This is a genomic window from Streptomyces sp. NBC_00016 (assembly GCF_045040885.1).
Lineage (GTDB): Bacteria > Actinomycetota > Actinomycetes > Streptomycetales > Streptomycetaceae > Streptomyces > Streptomyces coriariae.
The window spans coordinates 8,944,744-8,960,977 of record NZ_CP108304.1 but is presented as its reverse complement, the minus strand read 5'-3'; the positions used below and the strand labels follow the sequence as shown (position 1 = coordinate 8,960,977).

Annotated in this window: 17 protein-coding genes and 1 pseudogene; 8 read left to right on the top strand and 10 right to left on the bottom strand. The window is 72.2% G+C overall.

Annotated elements, in window-relative coordinates; translation table 11 throughout:
* Positions 1 to 2 precede the first annotated feature (2 nt).
* Positions 3 to 605, top strand: coding sequence for an ATP-dependent Clp protease proteolytic subunit (locus OG933_RS39860; protein WP_362272829.1), 603 nt, complete (start codon positions 3 to 5; stop codon positions 603 to 605).
* A gap of 21 nt (positions 606 to 626) precedes the next feature.
* Here the strand turns inward: OG933_RS39860 and OG933_RS39855 are convergent, their stop codons facing one another.
* A complete protein-coding gene (locus OG933_RS39855) occupies positions 627 to 1,061 on the bottom strand; it encodes a helix-turn-helix transcriptional regulator (protein ID WP_362530945.1) in 435 nt (144 codons plus the stop codon).
* A 215-nt stretch (positions 1,062 to 1,276) separates the two neighbouring features.
* Here OG933_RS39855 and OG933_RS39850 point away from each other — a divergent pair, with 215 nt between their 5' ends.
* Positions 1,277 to 2,167 (top strand): SigB/SigF/SigG family RNA polymerase sigma factor, encoded by an 891-nt coding sequence (locus OG933_RS39850; protein ID WP_362530942.1) that lies wholly within the window; start codon positions 1,277 to 1,279, stop codon positions 2,165 to 2,167.
* Between the two features lie 34 nt (positions 2,168 to 2,201).
* Here the strand turns inward: OG933_RS39850 and OG933_RS39845 are convergent, their stop codons facing one another.
* Complete coding sequence (locus OG933_RS39845; RefSeq protein WP_028806227.1) at positions 2,202 to 2,654, bottom strand: ATP-binding protein; 453 nt, start codon at positions 2,652 to 2,654, stop codon at positions 2,202 to 2,204.
* A gap of 379 nt (positions 2,655 to 3,033) precedes the next feature.
* Positions 3,034 to 4,305: pseudogene (locus OG933_RS39840) on the bottom strand (DUF6777 domain-containing protein); the annotation flags it as partial.
* Between the two features lie 246 nt (positions 4,306 to 4,551).
* Here OG933_RS39840 and OG933_RS39835 point away from each other — a divergent pair.
* Positions 4,552 to 5,820, top strand: a complete 1,269-nt coding sequence (locus OG933_RS39835) for a streptophobe family protein (RefSeq protein ID WP_405631946.1) — start codon at positions 4,552 to 4,554, stop codon at positions 5,818 to 5,820.
* A gap of 82 nt (positions 5,821 to 5,902) precedes the next feature.
* Here OG933_RS39835 and OG933_RS39830 read toward each other — a convergent pair whose 3' ends face one another.
* From OG933_RS39830 to OG933_RS39815, 4 genes are read right to left on the bottom strand one after another with little or no spacing between them, the layout of a single operon-like run.
* Positions 5,903 to 6,886 (bottom strand): serine/threonine-protein kinase, encoded by a 984-nt coding sequence (locus tag OG933_RS39830; RefSeq protein ID WP_405631944.1) that lies wholly within the window; start codon positions 6,884 to 6,886, stop codon positions 5,903 to 5,905.
* Positions 6,883 to 7,431: a hypothetical protein gene (locus tag OG933_RS39825; RefSeq protein ID WP_405631943.1), complete on the bottom strand. Its 549-nt coding sequence runs from the start codon at positions 7,429 to 7,431 to the stop codon at positions 6,883 to 6,885. The genes OG933_RS39830 and OG933_RS39825 overlap by 4 nt, the downstream gene beginning before the upstream one ends.
* A 9-nt stretch (positions 7,432 to 7,440) precedes the next feature.
* Positions 7,441 to 9,780, bottom strand: coding sequence for an FHA domain-containing protein (locus tag OG933_RS39820; protein ID WP_362530929.1), 2,340 nt, complete (start codon positions 9,778 to 9,780; stop codon positions 7,441 to 7,443).
* Positions 9,781 to 9,831: 51 nt separating this feature from the next.
* Positions 9,832 to 10,242, bottom strand: a complete 411-nt coding sequence (locus OG933_RS39815) for a hypothetical protein (RefSeq protein WP_057605152.1) — start codon at positions 10,240 to 10,242, stop codon at positions 9,832 to 9,834.
* A gap of 308 nt (positions 10,243 to 10,550) precedes the next feature.
* Between OG933_RS39815 and OG933_RS39810 the strand changes: the two genes are divergently transcribed.
* Complete coding sequence (locus tag OG933_RS39810) at positions 10,551 to 10,952, top strand: nuclear transport factor 2 family protein (RefSeq protein ID WP_405631940.1); 402 nt, start codon at positions 10,551 to 10,553, stop codon at positions 10,950 to 10,952.
* 89 nt (positions 10,953 to 11,041) lie between these two features.
* Positions 11,042 to 11,311, top strand: a complete 270-nt coding sequence (locus OG933_RS39805) for a DUF1905 domain-containing protein (RefSeq protein WP_405631938.1) — start codon at positions 11,042 to 11,044, stop codon at positions 11,309 to 11,311.
* Here OG933_RS39805 and mgrA read toward each other — a convergent pair.
* Complete coding sequence (gene mgrA, locus OG933_RS39800; RefSeq protein ID WP_362530923.1) at positions 11,301 to 12,293, bottom strand: L-glyceraldehyde 3-phosphate reductase; 993 nt, start codon at positions 12,291 to 12,293, stop codon at positions 11,301 to 11,303. The genes OG933_RS39805 and mgrA overlap by 11 nt on opposite strands.
* 114 nt (positions 12,294 to 12,407) lie before the next feature.
* Here mgrA and OG933_RS39795 point away from each other — a divergent pair, with 114 nt between their 5' ends.
* Together OG933_RS39795 and OG933_RS39790 are read left to right on the top strand one after the other, a co-directional pair.
* Entirely contained in the window at positions 12,408 to 13,292 is an 885-nt protein-coding gene (locus tag OG933_RS39795; RefSeq protein ID WP_362530920.1) for a LysR substrate-binding domain-containing protein, read from the top strand.
* Between the two features lie 25 nt (positions 13,293 to 13,317).
* Positions 13,318 to 13,833, top strand: a complete 516-nt coding sequence (locus OG933_RS39790) for a DUF664 domain-containing protein (RefSeq protein ID WP_405631936.1) — start codon at positions 13,318 to 13,320, stop codon at positions 13,831 to 13,833.
* Here the strand turns inward: OG933_RS39790 and OG933_RS39785 are convergent.
* Positions 13,815 to 14,885: an adenosine deaminase gene (locus OG933_RS39785; protein WP_362530915.1), complete on the bottom strand. Its 1,071-nt coding sequence runs from the start codon at positions 14,883 to 14,885 to the stop codon at positions 13,815 to 13,817. The genes OG933_RS39790 and OG933_RS39785 overlap by 19 nt on opposite strands.
* Before the next feature lie 25 nt (positions 14,886 to 14,910).
* Positions 14,911 to 15,306 (bottom strand): VOC family protein, encoded by a 396-nt coding sequence (locus OG933_RS39780; protein WP_020126181.1) that lies wholly within the window; start codon positions 15,304 to 15,306, stop codon positions 14,911 to 14,913.
* A 350-nt stretch (positions 15,307 to 15,656) separates the two neighbouring features.
* Here OG933_RS39780 and OG933_RS39775 point away from each other — a divergent pair, with 350 nt between their 5' ends.
* Positions 15,657 to 16,115 (top strand): pyridoxamine 5'-phosphate oxidase family protein, encoded by a 459-nt coding sequence (locus tag OG933_RS39775; protein ID WP_405631934.1) that lies wholly within the window; start codon positions 15,657 to 15,659, stop codon positions 16,113 to 16,115.
* Positions 16,116 to 16,234: the final 119 nt, after the last annotated feature.

Below are 16,234 nucleotides of genomic sequence, written 5' to 3'. Positions count from 1 at the left end.
GCATGGGGACCTACACGATTCCGAACGTGGTCGAGCGGACCCCGCAGGGCGAGCGGTCGTACGACGTGTTCAGTCGGCTGCTGTCCGAGCGGATCATCTTCATCGGCACCGAGATCGACGACGGCGTCGCCAACGTCGTCATCGCGCAGCTCCTCCACCTGGAGGCGGCGTCACCGGAGAGCGAGATCTCGATCTACCTCAACTCCCCCGGTGGCTCGTTCACCTCGCTGATGGCGATCTACGACACGATGACGTTCGTCCAGGCGCCGATCTCGACACTCTGCGTCGGACAGGCGGCGTCCACGGCGGCCGTGCTGCTGGCGGGTGGGGATCCCGGCCGGCGGCTCGTCCTGGAGCACGCGCGCGTGCTGCTCGGGCAGCCGGCCAGCGGCGGCCGCCAGGGCACGGTCTCGGACCTGACGCTCCAGGCCAAGGAGATGGTCCGGATCCGCGCCCAGGTGGAGGAGGTGCTGGCCCGCCACACCCGCCACGACATCGCGACCCTGCGCACGGACATGGACCGCGACAAGGTGTTCACGGCGCAGGAGGCGGTGGCGTACGGACTGGCCGACGAGGTGCTGAGCCGGCGTCCCGTGCGGGTGTGAGACGCCGGCCCGCGCGGTTCGTCAGGCGGCCAGGCAGAGGCCGTCGTACGACGACGTGGCCGTACGGCTCCGGGCGGAATGCCGGGCGGAGGGCCGGCTGCTGAGCCGGATCAGCTCGCCCTGGGCCCGCGCCAGCAGGTCGCCCAGGCTCAGGCCGAGGGCGTGGGCGGCGGCCGCGAGGACCTCCGAGGAGGCTTCCTTGCGGCCTCGCTCCACCTCCGAGAGATAGGGCATGGAGATACGGGCCGAGTCGGCGACGTCCTTGAGCGTGCGTTCCTGGGCCTGGCGTTCCCGGCGCAGGACGTCTCCGACCAGGTCGCGCCACAGTGGCTCGCGCGGCGCGGGCCGGGGAACGGGTGCGGGAGCGGTGGGAGTGACGGTGGCGGCGATGCCCGGGCGCTCGGCAGGCGGGCGCAGCGGGATCACGCGGGCTCGGTTCGGCGCTTGGTTGCTCACCTCCCCAGCCTAGGAAAGCGGGCCGCCTGCGGAAGGGCCGGGGGTTGCGCCCTCGGTGGAATCGGACGAAACGCCCCCGCGTCGCGAGGGCGTCAATCCCGCGTGCATGGGTCTGCCCGGACGGGGTAGTCGCCACCAGAGTGGGTCTGCCCGTCGGTGCTCGCTCACGGACCGAGTACAGCAGACGTCGAACCGTGACCTTCCTGGGAGAGGCAATGGAGACCGCCGTGATCCGGTCAGAGGCCAAGGCCGTCGAGGACACCGCCGTAGCCATCAGCACGGCCGGCGCACCGCTCCCGGGCATCGACGCACCCCGGAGCGTGGCCCCGCGGGACGCACGGGAGCTGTCCCGTCAGTTCTTCCAGCGGCTGGCCGTCCTCGAGGAGGGGACCCACGAGTACCAGTACGCGCGCAACACCCTCATCGAGATGAACATGTCCCTGGTGCGGTTCGCGGCCGGCCGGTTCCGCGGCCGCGGGGACGACATGGAGGACATCGTCCAGACCGGGATGATCGGCCTGATCAAGGCCATCGACCGGTTCGAGGTCTCGCGTGAGGTGGAGTTCACCTCGTTCGCGCTGCCGTACATCGTCGGTGAGATCAAGCGCTTCTTCCGGGACACGACGTGGGCGGTGCACGTGCCGCGGCGGCTCCAGGAGCTGCGCGTCGAGCTGGCCAAGGCCCGCGACGAGCTCTCCAGCCGGCTGGACCGGGACCCGACCGTGCCCGAGCTGGCCACCCTGATGAACCTGGCGCAGAGCCAGGTCGTCGAGGCGCAGATCGCCGCCAACGGCTACAACTCCTCCTCCCTCGACGCGGCGCTCACCGGGGACGGCCCGGAGCACGGCGAGTCGGTCCTCGCGGACTTCATCGGCGTGGAGGAGGAGGGGCTCCGGCTCGTCGAGGACTTCCACTCGCTCGCCCCGCTGATGGCCGAGCTGAGCGAGCGCGACCGGCAGATCATCCACATGCGGTTCGTGGAGGAGGCCACCCAGGCGGAGATCGGCGAGCGGCTCGGCTGCTCGCAGATGCATGTGTCCCGCCTGATCAAGCGGATCATCATGCGACTGCGCCACGGGATGCTGGGCGAGCTGGACTACGCCTGATCGGCGCGGCCCGCGGGGCGCGTGCCCCGCGGGCCTAGGGGCCGAAGGTGAGCACGGCCCGGACCCGCTTGCCGACCGGCACGCGCTCGGCGGTGACCTCCGCCGCCACCGCGTGGACGATCTCCAGACCGTGCCGGCCGATGCGCTCGGGGTCCTTGGGGAACCGCAGGGGCAGTGCGTCGCTGCTGTCGTAGACGCAGACCGTGACCGAGGACTCCGTACCCTCCAGCTCCAGGATGTACGGCCCGTTGCTGTGCCGGTCGGCGTTGGTGATCAGTTCGCTGACCACCAGCAACACCTCACCGCTCGCCCGGTCGCCGATCGTGGCGCACCACTCCGTCCTGAGCTGGTCGACGAAGTGTGCGGCGAAGGCGCGCGCCTCGGCGATGCAGCCGGGCTCACCGGTGTAGTGCGCCGCCCGCCGCAGCGGTTCCACGGGTACGTCGAAACCAGTAGGTATCACTGCCCCGTCCAGGTACTCGATCATGCGTTTCTCTCTCGAAGGCCGGAATGGCCGGACGCCGCTGGGTGTGCATCTGTGCTCGTACCCCGAGTTGCGCCGCGCAGTCCAGGTCAGTTTTCCACCTGTACGCGGGACGGCCACGGATGCCTCACACGGCTGACGACTCGGCCGGTGCGCCGGGGGCCGGGGAGCTCGCGCCGGAGGAATCCGCCGAGGTCGGCGGCGACTGGCTCGTGCTGTCGCCCGTCAGCGGAAGCCGCGGAGCCGAGGAGGAGCTGCCGGACTCGCTCGAGGGTTCGGACGGTGAGCTCGGCTGCGACTCGGAACCCGGCGAGTCGGAACCGGGCGAGTCGGGCACCAGGTGCTGGGCGGACCGGGACCCGGAGGACGGGGGCTCGGAGGACGGGGACTCCGAGGACGGGGACTCCGAGGAGGGGGGTGCGAACCTCCTCGACTCGGAGCTCGACGACGGCGAGGACGGCGGTTCCTTCGACGGCGGTTCCTTGGACGGGGGTTCCTTCGACGGGGGTTCCGACGACGGCGACTCCGAGGACGGGGGCGACGTGGACGACCCGGAGGACGGCGGCAGCGGACAGCCCGGCGGCCGGTCGGCGGGCGGCGAGACGCACGGCGGGGACGTCCGCGGGCCGTCGCCCGTCGGCGCGCTCGGCGTGCTGACCGTGATGGACGGCGTGAGCCTCGCCGGCGGCCGGGTCGGCCGGTCCTGGTGCGGCTTGTCGCCCGGTCGGCGGGCGAACCAGTGGTGGTCGTGTCGGGGGTCGTAGAGCACGAACACATCGACCACGGTCACGGAGGGCTTGACCACGACGGTGGTCGCGGGACTGTACGAGGGCCACGGGTCGCCGGTCCGCTTGAAGCCGGCCCGCTGGGCGAGCGGCGGGGTCAGCGGGTTGCCGCAGGCGCAGCGCACCCGCGGCACGCCGTGCCGGTCGACCAGGACGGCCGTACCCGCCTGCAGGACGGCCTGGTAGGTGGTGGCGGCGCCGTCGCGGTATCCGTGGTTGGTGACGCGGGTGTCCAGGCGGAGCTGCACGGGGGTGAGGGAGCGCAGGTGGGCCGGGACCCCGGAGGGGGCGACGCCGGCCACGGAGGCGAAGGCCCGGTTCTTGGCAGGATCCGCCTGCAGGGCCTTGATCTGCCGCTCCACGTCACAGCTGGAGACGTTGCGGGTGCCGCCGTACAGTCCTTCGTCCCCGCCGTCAACACCGGAGACGGTGTCCGTGGACGGCGAGGACCCCGACGGGGCGACGGAGGCCGGGGGGAAGGAACTGTCGCTGACGGGGGGCTCGGTGTAGGGCTCCGGGCCCGTCTTGCCGGCCGGCTGCAGGAAGACCTCGCCGACCTGGCCGGAGCCGCCTCCGCCGGAGCCGGAGCCGCCGCCGTTCACCAGGGCGAGCACCAGGGCGAGCGCCGTCACGGCCACCACCGCCGTGGTGATCAGCGCGATCCGGGGCGCGGACTTCCACCGGCTCCGGCGCGGTTCCCCGCCGCCGTCCCCCGGGGAGCCCGCGTCGGACGGCTGGGAGGGCGGGCCCGAGGGAGGTTGGGAGGGCGGCCCCGACGGTGGGCCCGACGGGGGCTGGGAGGGCGGACCCGACAACGGGCCGGAGGGCGGTCCCGCGGGGCGGCCGGAAGAGGGCGGTTCTGCGCTCACTAGCACTCCCCACGTGGGTTTCCCGCGGCGCTTCGACAGCTGACCCCGAGAAGACCCGAGAAGACCCGACAGGACTCGGCAGGACTCGGCAGGACTCGGCAGGTCTCGCCTGAGGCGAATTGTCAGACATCCACCGCTTTCTTCCACAACGCACCATTGTGTGCGCCGGTCGGCCGCGGCTCGCAAGCGGGGCGCGGACGGCCCTCCCGACAGGCGCCCTCTCCCGGCACTGCTTAGCGTGGCAGGGTGAGCGCCCACACCCCGCACGACCAGGCAGTCTCCCGCCACGGCTGGGTGCGGGCGATCGTCGTGGCTCTGGCCGGACTGCTCGCCATGGGGGTGGTGGCCGCGCTGGGACTGTGGGCGGCCGGGGCCGCGGATCTGCCGCAGGGTGCCTTCCCGCGGGTGATCGCGGCGACCGTGGTGACGAGCGTCGGCGGCACGGTCGAGCTCTCCGGGAACGCCGGTGGGCTCGCCGACACCCAGGCCGGTCTGACGGTGATCCCGCTGTCCGTCACCCTCGTCGGGGCGCTCGTGGTGGGCGCCGGGTTCCTGCGGCCGCTGCGGCACCGGGCGGTGGCGGGCGCCGCGGAGCTGGCCGGGTGGGCGGCCCGGATCGCGGTGCTGTGGCTGCTCGGCCTCCTCGGTCTGGCCCTGGCCGCACGGCAGACCTTCACGATCTCCCTCGGTGACGACACGCTGAGCGACCTCGGCGAACTGTTCGACATCAGCCCCGAGGCCGGCTTCACGACAGACGTCCCCCTCACCCTTGTCGTCGGGCTGGTGTGGCTGGCCGGTGTGCTGGTGCTGGCGCTGCTGGTCTCGCCCGGCGCCCCGTTGCCGCCAAGACTGCTGCGCCTGCACCGATCGGTGCGGCCGGCCGCGTACGCCATGGTCCTGCTGCTGCTGTGCTGCGTCGTCCTGGGCCTCGTCGTCGCGCTCGTCGTCGCGGCGACCCGCGGGCACGCCGCCCAGACCTTCGCCGTGGTCCTGCTCGGCCTGCCCAATCTGGCGTGGCTCGCTTTCACGATCGGGCTGGGCGCCACCTGGAACGGCCGGGTCGAGGGTCCGTTCGGGCTGCCGATGCCGCAGGTGCTGGACGAGGTGCTGCGCAGCCCGGACGCCGCCCGGCTGAACCTCGGCACCCTCGCCGAGCACGACAGCCGCGTGTGGTGGCTCCTCGCCGTGGACGCGGCCTTGCTGCTGCTGGCCGCGTTCGTGATGGCGGCCCACTCCCCCGCCGGGACGCGCGCCTGGCGGCATGCGGTGCGCATGGCGGTGGCGCTGGTGCTCACGGTGCTGATGATCTGTCTGGTCGGCCGGATCTCGGCGCACTACGGCCTGTCCGTGCTCGGCATCGGCGACCTGGGCGGCGATCTGTCCGGGGAGCTGTTCCTGCGCCCCGAGGTGTGGTCGGCACTGGGTCTCGCCGCACTGTGGGGGCTGGTAGCCGGTTTCCTGGGCGGCCTGCTGGCGGGGGCGGCGCGCCGCCGGGACAGGGCGAGCCCCCCGTGACAGCGGTGCGAGCGGCGAGAGCCGTGCCAGGCCCCTCGGCTCGCTCGGACCCCTCCGGTCACCCGGGACCGGACCCCGCCGCTCACCCGGGACCGAGCGGGTGGCAGACCGGCCGTGCCCAGGGCGGAGGTTGCGGCGCCGAGGCCGGGGCGACGGCCAGCTCCGTCGGCGGGTGAGCGGGCCTGAGCCCGCCGACCGGCGTCGGCCTCAGCTCGGCGACGAAGGCGCCGCAGGTGGGATGGCGTGCCTCGGGGCTCTTGGCGAGGGCCCGGGCGAACACCGCGTCCAGGTACGGGGGGAGGTCGGGGCGGGCCTGCGTCAGCGGGGGCGGATCGGCGTTCTGGTGTGCCCAGAGCAGGGACACGTCGTCGTCGCGGAGAAAGGGCGGGCGGCCCGCGAGGCACTCGTAGACCACGCAGGCGAGGCCGTAGACGTCGCAGCGGCCGTCGACCGGTTGCCCGGAGATCTGCTCGGGGGCGACGTAGTCGAGCGTGCCGACGAACTGGCCGACCGAGGTGAAGCCGGTCAGGGAGAGCGACTTCTTCGTCAGGCCGAAGTCGGTGAGGTAGACGTGCTCGGGGTGGTCGCTGTCGGTGCCGCGGGCGACGAGGACGTTGCCGGGTTTGACGTCCCGGTGGACCAGCCCGTTCTCATGGGCGGCGTCGAGCGCGGAGGCGACCTGCGCGGCGATGCGGACGGCGGTCGCCGGGGGCAACGGGCCCTCGCGGTCGAGGAGGTGGCGCAGATCGCTCCCGTCGACGTACCGCATGGCGATGTACAGGACCCCGTCGGTCTCGTCCGCCTCGAAGACGGGCACGATGTGCGGATGGTCGATGGCCGCGGCCACCCGCGACTCATGGGTGAAGCGCTTGCGGAACACGTCGTTGCGGGCCAGCTCCGGGGCGAGCAGTTTGAGTGCGACGGTCCGGTCCAGCCGCAGGTCGTGGGCGCGGTACACGACGGCCATGCCGCCGCGTCCGATCTCGCTCTCGATGCGGTAGCCGGCGATTCTCCGGCCGACCAGCTCGGAGGGCCGGCCGGAGAAGGGGGCCGTCCCGGGGGTCATCGGGATCCCCGGTCGGGGTTCACGATCCGGGTGGCGGTGTGGTCCTGGGCCTCGGCCGCTTCCGGCGCCCGGTCGGTCGCGTAGGTGCTGAGGCGGTTGCCGTCGCCGTACAGCCAGCGCTCGCGCGCCGGGTCGTACAGCCACACGTCCTCGCCGTCGACGACCACGCCGATCCGCAGTCCGTGGGTGCGACGCCGGAAGGACTCGCCGTCGAGGCCGGCATCGGCCAGTTCCTCCACCGCCGCCCGGTACCGGGCGAGGGCCTGTTCGGCGCGGCCGAGCAGCGGGCGCGGGTCGGCGGCGGTCGCGAGGGGCGCGTCGGAGCGGGGCGGGTCCTGGGGGACGGCGACCAGATAGCGGCCGTCGACCCAGGCCGACCAGCCGTTGGAGCACAGCACGCGCCCCCAGTCGCCGCGCCGCTCCATGAGTCGGACCGGCAGCAGCGGATCGAGGGGCACGGTGGGGCGGGCCGGGTCGGGGGCCTCCCAGGCGGGCATGCCGTGCGGGGGGACCACGTGGGTGGGCCGGAATCCGGGAGTCGTCATGGGCCGCCCCTACTTCCGCATCACGGCGGGCTCGTGCCGGCGCAGCAGCCGGGAGACGAGGTATCCGCAGACCGCCGAGAGCACCACGAGCATGCCCACGTCGAGCAGCCACACCCCCGCCGAGTGCTCGAAGAGCGGATCCGCGGTGATGTCCCCGGGCACGATCCTGGCCAGCCCGATGGTGCCGGCCATGGCGCCGAGCGCCCACCGCGCGGGCACCAGCCACGACAGCTGCTCCAGACCGGGCACGCCGTCCAGGGGCAGCAGCGCCCCGCAGAACACCACTTGGACGATGGCGAGCAGCACCAGCAGCGGCATCGTCACCTCCTCCTTGTGGACCAGGGCGGAGATCAGCAGGCCGAGCATCATGGCCGTGAAGGCCAGCAGGGCCACCGCGACGGTGATCTCGACCAGGGGCGGCATCAACACGCCTTCGCCGCCGGGAGCGTTGAGGTCGACGCCGAGCAGGGCGACGAGGGTGAGCACCACCGCCTGGACGACGGTCACCGCGCCGAGGACGACGACCTTGGACATCAGGTACGCCGATCTGGACAGGCCGACGGCGCGTTCCCGCTGGTAGATCACGCGTTCCTTGACGAGTTCGCGTACGGCGTTGGCCGCGCCGGTGAGCACGCCGCCGACGCACAGGATGAGCAGCACGTTCATCGCGTGCTCCCGGTCGAGTTCGCCGCCGGACAGGGCGCGGGCCATCGCGCCCATGACGAACGGCAGGGCGATCATGATCACGAGGAAGGTGCGGTCGGCGGCGAGCGCGGTCGCGTAGCGGCGGACCAGGGTGCCGAGCTGGGCGCCCCTGCTGCGGGGCCGGGCCGGCGGCAGCATGATCACCGGGCCGGAGCGGGGCAGCCGGGGCTGCTCGCTGTCGTTGACGACGTACTGCCGCCGGAACGGCGAGTCGCGGTACTCCCCCGCCCAGTCCCGCTCCTGGTCGCGTTCGAAGGCCTCGAAGGCCTCCGGCCACTGTTCGAAGCCGAAGAAGGCGAGGGCGTCCTCGGGCGGTCCGTAGTAGGCGACCCTGCCGCCCGGCGCGAGCACCAGCAGCCGGTCGCAGACGTCGAGGCTGAGCACGCTGTGCGTGACGACGATGACGGTACGGCCGTCGTCGGCGAGGCCGCGCAGCATGTGCATCACCGAGCGGTCCATGCCGGGGTCGAGGCCCGAGGTCGGCTCGTCCAGGAAGAGCAGCGAGGGCTTGGTCAGCAGTTCCAGGGCGACACTGACGCGCTTGCGCTGGCCGCCGGAGAGGGTGTGCACGGGCTGGCCCGCGCGCTGCTCCAGCCCCAGCTCGCGGATGACCTCCTCGACCCGCTCGCGGCGCTCGGCCCTGGCGGTGTCCTGTGGGAAGCGCAGTTCGGCGGCGTAGACGAGGGCGCTGCGCACGGTCAGCTGGGCGTGCAGGATGTCGTCCTGCGGGACCAGTCCGATGCGCTGGCGCAGCTCGGCGTAGTCGCGGTAGAGGTCGCGGCCGTCGTACACGACCGTGCCGTGATCCGCGGGGCGCTGGCCGGTGAGCGCGCCGAGCAGCGTGGACTTGCCGGCGCCGCTGGGGCCGACGACCGCCAGCAGGCACTTCTCCCCCACCGGGAAGGACACGTGGTCGAGCAGGACCTTGCGGCCGCGGTCGACGGCGACCGTCAGGTCCTGTACGTCGAGAGAGACCTCACCGGTGTCGACGTACTCCTGGAGCTGGTCGCCGACGAGACAGAAGTCCGAGTGTCCGATGCCGACGATGTCGCCGGGGTCGAGCGGGGCCCGGTCGACGGGCAGCCCGTTGAGGTAGGTCCCGTTGTGGCTGCCGAGGTCGACGATCTCGTGACCGCCGTCGGGCAGCGCGCGCAGTTCCGCGTGCCGTCGCGAGACGACCAGGTCGTCGACGACGAGGTCGTTGTCGGCGGCGCGGCCGATGCGGACGGTGCGCGACGGCAGCGGCCGGACGGTGGTGGGCTCGCGGAAGGTACCCGTCACGCCGGGCATGGAGACCGCCGACGGGCGTTCGGCCAGGGGCGGGGGGCGGCCCGACAGGGCCAGGTACGGACCGTCGTCCGGGCTGCCGACGCGGATCACGCTGCCGGGGCCGACGCCCCACTCCTGGACGCGCCGGCCGTCGGTGTAGGTCCCGTTGGTGCTGTGTTCGTCGGCGAGGGTCCAGTGGTCGCCGTCGGGCCGCAGCACCGCGTGGTGCCAGGAGACGCGGGTGTCGTCGATGACGATGTCGCTGAGCGGGTCCCGTCCGATGCGGTAGTCGTGGCCCGGGATCAGCACGCTGGAACCCGTCTCGGTCTCCAGCACGAGTTCGGGCGCGGTCGAGGAGACCGGTCGCTCCACCATGCCTGAATTCTATCGATTCGTACCCTTGTGTGCCCGACGGGCCGCGGGGGCTCAGCCGACGGGGAGGACGAGCGCCGGGACGGTCCGCTGCATCCGCAGGGCGTCGACGGATTCGGCGAGCAGCTCGTACTCGGTGGTCTCGTCGCTGATCGCGATCCGCACCAGCCGCCCGCCCGCCAACTCGTCGGCCACCAGCTCCTGCCGGCCCATGTCGGCACACCAGGCCCGCAGCAGCTCGGGCACGTCCGGCACGTTGTCGGCGACCGGGACCAGGGCGCCCGGCGGGATGTGCTCGCTCTCGGGCCGCGGATCCAGCCGTTCGGCCATCCAGGAGGCCCGGTCCCGCAGCCACCACAGGGCGAGCGCCAGCGTCGGGGCACGATAGGTGCCGAGCGGTACGCCTATCCGCCGGCCGTCGCAGACGCCGTATGCGGTGACATGGCACAGGAATTCGTCGTGCACGTCTCTCTCCCCCGGTGCTCGCCGGCCGGTCGTGCCTCGCTTTCCGTGCGGCTCCTGTGGGGTGAACTGCCCCTGACCTTCGAGTATGTTCACTCTTGAAACACTGTCACCATGACTTTCCGGCCAGTCTCTTGGCATATTCAGTGCCGTTCATGGCCGAAATGCGGCGAGCCCCCGATCCCGTCGTCATTACCCGACAGGTAATCGACCCGGGCGGCGGGCGCGGGCAAGGTGGTCACACCGGATCGGCGAATACCGGGATCCGGGTCCTGACCAGTATCGATGACCTCATTGGGGGCCGATTTACGATGTCCGCGAACACCGACCGCTACGAGAACGCCGTCGCTCGCTACTTCGAGGCCTGGAATGCGCGTGACCCCGAGGCTTTGGCCAAGGCTGTTACGGCCGCGTGGGCCGTGGACGGAGGCTATACCGACCCTCTCGCCGACGTCCGGGGCCATGAGCAGATCGCGGCGGTGATCGCGGCGGCGCACGCGCAGTTCCCGGGCTTCGCCTTCCGGCTCACCGGCGCTGTGGACGGGCACCACGACACGGCCCGCTTCTCCTGGGAGCTGGCGAGCGAGGCAGGGGGGACTTCCATCGGTGAGGGTTCGGCGCCGGTGGCCGGATCCGACGTCATCACGCTGGACGCCCGGGACCGGATCACCGCCGTCCTCGGATTCCTCGACCGGGTGCCCGACGGGGCCTGAGGCCGGCGGCGATGAATTCCTCCGCCCGCGGCGGTCTACCCGATGGGAGATCACCGCGAGCGGAGGACGTCATGAGCGGAAACGGAATCATGAACGCCGAATTCACGGCCGTGCTGCGCAAGAGCCCGGCAAAAGGCGGCTGGCCCTATGTCGTCTGGCCGGAGTCCGTCGAATTCTTCGGAACTCGCGGACTGGTCAAGATCCGCGGAACGGTCGACGGACATCCGTTCCGGAGTTCGTTCATGGCCCTCGGCGACGGCACCCACAAACTTCCCGTCAATGCCGACGTGCGCAAGGCGATCGGAAAACAGGAGGGCGACTCCGTGACCGTACGCCTGACGGAACGGCTCAGCCGTTGATCACCGCGTCGATCCGGGTCAGCTCCTCGGCGTCGAAGTCCAGGTTGGCGAGGGCGCCGACGCTGTCCTCGATCTGCCGGGCACTGCTCGCGCCCACCAGCGCGGAGGTCACCCGGCCGCCACGCAGCACCCAGGCCAGCGCGAGCTGGGCGAGGGACTGACCGCGGGACTTGGCGATGTCGTCGAGGGCGCGCAGCTTGCCGGTGAGCTCCTCGGTGAGCGCCTCGGAGTTCAGGAACGGGCTGTCGCTCGCCGCCCGGGAGTCCTCCGGGATGCCGTTCAGGTAGCGGCCGGTCAGCAGGCCCTGCTCCAGCGGCGAGAACACGATCGACCCGACCTGGAGCTCGTCCAGGGCGTCGAGCAGGCCCTCGCTCTCGGGGCGGCGGTCGAGCATCGAGTAGCGCGGCTGGTGGATCAGCAGCGGGGTGCCCAGCTCACCGAGGATGCGGGCGGCCTCGCGGGTCTGCTCCGCCGAGTAGTTGGAGACGCCGACGTAGAGCGCCTTGCCCTGCTGGACCGCGGTGTGCAGGGCGCCCATCGTCTCCTCCAGGGGAGTCTCCGGGTCGGGGCGGTGCGAGTAGAAGATGTCGACGTGGTCCAGGCCCATCCGGGTCAGGCTCTGGTCGAGCGAGGACAGCAGGTACTTGCGCGAACCCCACTCGCCGTACGGGCCCGGCCACATCAGGTAGCCGGCCTTGGTGGAGACGACCAGCTCGTCACGGTAGGGCGCGAAGTCCGCCTTCAGCGCCTCGCCCAGCGCGGACTCGGCGGCGCCGGGCGGCGGACCGTAGTTGTTCGCCAGGTCGAAGTGGGTGATGCCGAGGTCGAAGGCGCGGCGCAGGATGGCCCGCTGCGTCTCGACCGGGCGGTCCGGGCCGAAGTTGTGCCACAGTCCGAGGGACAGCGCGGGGAGCTTCAGGCCGCTGCGTCCGGTGCGCCGGTAGGGCATGTCGGCGTAGCGGTCGGGGTGTGCGGTGTACAACGCGACTCCAAGAAGATCGGTCGGTTTCAGGAACCGCTACCCACTCTGGCCCGACCTGCAGGTAGTGGTCCAACAGAAGAATCCGATGGAATTGTGCGGCTACGCTTCTCAATCATGGAACTGCGCCACCTCCAGCACTTCGTCGCGGTCGCCGAGGACCAGCACTTCACCCGGGCCGCCGAACGCCTCATGGTCTCCCAGTCGGGCCTGTCGGCGTCGATCCGGGCCCTGGAGCGGGAACTGCGCGCCCCGCTGTTCGTCCGGACCACCCGGCGGGTGACGCTGACGGAGGCGGGCCGGGCGCTGCTGGCCGAGGCCGAGCGGATCCTGGCGCAGGTGCGGGCGGCCCACGAGGCGGTGGCGGCCGTGCAGGGCGTCGTGCGCGGCACCCTCTCCGTGGGCACCGAGCAGTGCATCGCCGGGGTGCACGTGGCGGGGCTCCTCGCGGCGTTCCGGCGGCGCCATCCGGATGTCGAGATCCGGCTGCGGCAGACCGGGTCGGGTGCGCTCGGCGAGGAGGTGGCGGCCGGCCGGCTCGACCTGGCCTTCGCCTACCGGACCCAGACGGACACCGATCAGCTCCGCTGCGCGCCGCTGGCCACCGAGCCGATGTACGTGCTGTGTCATCCCGACCACCGTCTCGCCGGGGTGTCGGCGGCGCTGACGCCTCAGGACGTCGCGGGCGAGGTGTTCGTCGACTTCCATCCGGACTGGGGGCCGCGCCGCGCCACCGACCTCGCGTTCACCGAGGCAGGGGTGCGGCGCACCGTCGCCCTGGAGGTCAACGACGTGCACAGTCTGCTGGACCTGGTGGACGAGAACCTCGGGGTCGCCGTCGTACCGCGCCACTTCCGGCACAAGCGGGAGGCGCTCACCGCGCTGCCCCTCAAGGGCACGGGCGAGGCGGTGTACGAGACGGTCGCGCTGCTGCCGCCCGCACGGTCGACCAGCCCGGCGGCCCGGGCATTGATGGCGCTGCTGGAAACGGGGAGCGGGTGAGCGCGGGGTGCGCGATGGTGGACGTATGCATGCCAAGGACATCCTCATCGACGGTTACCAACGCATCCGGGAAGAGGTCCATGCCGCCGTCGAGGGCCTGGACCCCGACGACCTGAACGCCCGGCCCACCGCCGGGACCAACTCGATCGCCTGGCTCGTCTGGCATCTCACCCGCGTCCAGGACGACCATCTCGCCGACGCCTTCGGACTCGACCAGGTGTGGCGGGCCCAGGACTGGGAGAAACGGTTCGGCCTCGACCTGCCGCGCCAGGACACCGGGTACGGGCACAGCGACGCGAAGGTCGCGAAGGTGCGGGTCTCCGACGGCGGTCTGCTGACCGGGTACTACGACGCGGTGCACGCGCAGAGCCTGGCGGCGCTGCGCGCGCTGACGGCGGCGGACCTGGAGCGCGTCGTGGACGAGCGCTGGGACCCGCCCGTCACCCTGGGCGTACGGCTGGTCAGCGTCCTGTCCGACGATCTCCAGCACGTCGGACAGGCCGCCTATGTGCGCGGACTGCTTCAGAGCGCGGCGGCGTAACCCGGAAGGACGACGTCCTCGATGAGGGCCTTGCGCTCGTCGAACGGCAGGAACGCGCTCTTGAGGGCGTTCACCGTGACGGTGCGCAGGTCCTCGAGGGTCCAGCCCGCCTCCTCGACGAGCAGCGACATCTCGCGGGTCATCGTCGTGCCGGAGACCAGCCGGTTGTCGGTGTTGAGGGTGACGCGGAAGCCCAGGTCCTTCAGCGCGGTGATCGGGTGCTCGGCGATCGAGGTCGCCGCACCGGTCTGGAGGTTGGAGGTCGGGCACATCTCCAGGGCCACCCGGCGGTCGCGGACCCAGCCCGCGAGCCGGCCGAGCTTGCCGTCCACGATGTCGTCGGTGATGCGCACGCCGTGGCCGATCCGCTGGGCGCCGCAGACCTGCAGGGCCTGGTGGATGCTGGGCAGGCCGTGTGCCTCGCCGGCGTGGATGGTGAAGGGGACGTTCTCGCGGCGCAGGTGCTCGAAGGCGGCGAGGTGGTCGGCGGGCGGGAACCCGTCCTCGGCGCCGGCGATGTCGAAGCCGACGACACCGGCGTCCCGGAAGGCGACCGCGAGGTCGGCGGTCTCGCGGGTGCGGTCGAACATGCGCATGCCGCAGAGCAGGGTGCCGACGCGGACCGGGGTGCCCGCGGCCGCCGCCTTCGCCATGCCGGCCGCGAGGCCCTCCTGGACCGTCTCGACGACCTCGGGGAGGGTCAGCCCGCCGTTGACGTTCAGCTCGGGGGCGTAGCGGACCTCGCCGTAGACGACTCCGTCGGCCGCCAGGTCGAGCACGTACTCCTCGGCGGTGCGCAGCAGGCCCTCACGGGTCTGCATCACGGCGAGGGTGTGCTCGAAGGTGGCTATGTACCGCACCAGGTCCCCCGAGTTGGCGGCCTCGAAGTACCAGGCGGCGAGCTCGTCGGGGTCGGTGGTGGGCAGCGTGTGGCCGACCGCTTCCGCCAGCTCGACGACGGTGGCGGGGCGCAGGCCGCCGTCGAGGTGGTCGTGCAGGACGGCCTTGGGGAGGCGGCGGAGGGTGTCGGTGTCGATGTGGGACGCGGTCATGAGTGTGTTCCTCGGCAGGTGGTTCTCAGGTGGTGGCGGGCTGGAGCAGGTCCCAGCGGTTTCCGTACAGGTCCTGGAAGACGGCGACGGAGCCGTAGGCCTCGTGGCGGGGCTCCTCCAGGAAGGTCACACCGGCGGCGAGCATGCGGGCATGGTCGCCGGCGAAGTCCTCGGTGTGCAGGAAGAACCCGACGCGGCCGCCGGTCTGGTCGCCGATCCGGGCGCGCTGGGCCTCGCCCTTGGCCCGGGCGAGCAGCAGCCCGACGCCGTCCTGGCGGTCCCCCGGCCGCACGACGACCCAGCGGGCGCCGTCGGGGCGGGGTTCGTCCTCGACGAGCCGGAATCCGAGCGCCTCGGTGTAGAAGCGGATCGCCTCGTCGTAGTCGTCGACGACAAGCGTGACCAGGGCGATGCGACTCATCGTGGCCTTTCGGAGAGCGTGCGGGAGGCTGTCGGGAGGTGCGATTGACGGGAGAGGTTATACGTAAAACGTTCCCTGCGCCAGTCGCCTCCGCGGCGACGGTGGCCGGGCCCCTCCGGCGGATCGGGTCACGGGCGGGAAAGCCGCGCTCGCGCGGCAGGAACCCCTCACGCCGACGCCCTTCCCCGTCCTCCCGAACGCGCTGCCGCACGCGCTGCCGCACGCCGATCGCCTCCGCAGTGGCGGCGGCCTAGGCCGCAGGCCCGAGGCGCGGTCGGGACCATCGTCCGAGGCGACGCCGGGACCATCGTCCGAGGCGGAGAGCCCCTCGCCGTCGCTAGCGTCCCGGCATGAAGATCACCGAGCCGCCCCGCACCCCGGGGCAGCGCAAGCAGGAACTGCTGGACCGGCTGGAACGCGAACTCGACATCTGGGTCGCCACGGCGGACCGGGAGGGACTGCCCTGTCTCGTCGCGCTGTGGTTCTGCTGGGACGGCGAGCACCTGTGGCTGTCCACCCGCCTCACCAACCCCACCGGCCGCAACCTCAGGGAGGGCGGCCGGGCCCGCCTGGCCTTGGGGGACACGCGGGACGTGGTTCTCGTCGACGGCGAGGTCGAGACGTACACGCGGGAGGAGGTACCGGAGGCGGCCGCCCGGGCGTTCCTGGCGAAGACCGGCTGGGATCCGGGCCGGGACAGCGCGTCGTACGCCTACTTCCGGGTGCGGCCGGTGGCGGTGCAGACATGGCGCGAGGTGCACGAGCTGCCCCGTCGGCATCTGATGCGGGACGGGGTGTGGGTCGTCTAGCTCGCCCTGCCGGCCCCGGTCAGGCGCCGCCACCCGGATGCGGCCGGCGTTCCGGGCACCGTTCCGTTCACCGGAAACGGCCGGACGGCAGGGCGGCGGGACGGCAGGGCGGCATGCCG

Coding starts and splice junctions, on each gene's coding strand:
- OG933_RS39860 (WP_362272829.1), top strand. CDS start 3: ATGGGGACCTACACGATTCCGAACGTGGTCGAGCGGACCCCGCAGGGC.
- OG933_RS39850 (WP_362530942.1), top strand. CDS start 1,277: ATGGAGACCGCCGTGATCCGGTCAGAGGCCAAGGCCGTCGAGGACACC.
- OG933_RS39845 (WP_028806227.1), bottom strand. CDS start 2,654: ATGATCGAGTACCTGGACGGGGCAGTGATACCTACTGGTTTCGACGTA.
- OG933_RS39830 (WP_405631944.1), bottom strand. CDS start 6,886: ATGACCCCCGGGACGGCCCCCTTCTCCGGCCGGCCCTCCGAGCTGGTC.
- OG933_RS39825 (WP_405631943.1), bottom strand. CDS start 7,431: ATGACGACTCCCGGATTCCGGCCCACCCACGTGGTCCCCCCGCACGGC.
- OG933_RS39820 (WP_362530929.1), bottom strand. CDS start 9,780: ATGGTGGAGCGACCGGTCTCCTCGACCGCGCCCGAACTCGTGCTGGAG.
- OG933_RS39810 (WP_405631940.1), top strand. CDS start 10,551: ATGTCCGCGAACACCGACCGCTACGAGAACGCCGTCGCTCGCTACTTC.
- OG933_RS39805 (WP_405631938.1), top strand. CDS start 11,042: ATGAACGCCGAATTCACGGCCGTGCTGCGCAAGAGCCCGGCAAAAGGC.
- OG933_RS39795 (WP_362530920.1), top strand. CDS start 12,408: ATGGAACTGCGCCACCTCCAGCACTTCGTCGCGGTCGCCGAGGACCAG.
- OG933_RS39790 (WP_405631936.1), top strand. CDS start 13,318: ATGCATGCCAAGGACATCCTCATCGACGGTTACCAACGCATCCGGGAA.
- OG933_RS39785 (WP_362530915.1), bottom strand. CDS start 14,885: ATGACCGCGTCCCACATCGACACCGACACCCTCCGCCGCCTCCCCAAG.
- OG933_RS39780 (WP_020126181.1), bottom strand. CDS start 15,306: ATGAGTCGCATCGCCCTGGTCACGCTTGTCGTCGACGACTACGACGAG.
- OG933_RS39775 (WP_405631934.1), top strand. CDS start 15,657: ATGAAGATCACCGAGCCGCCCCGCACCCCGGGGCAGCGCAAGCAGGAA.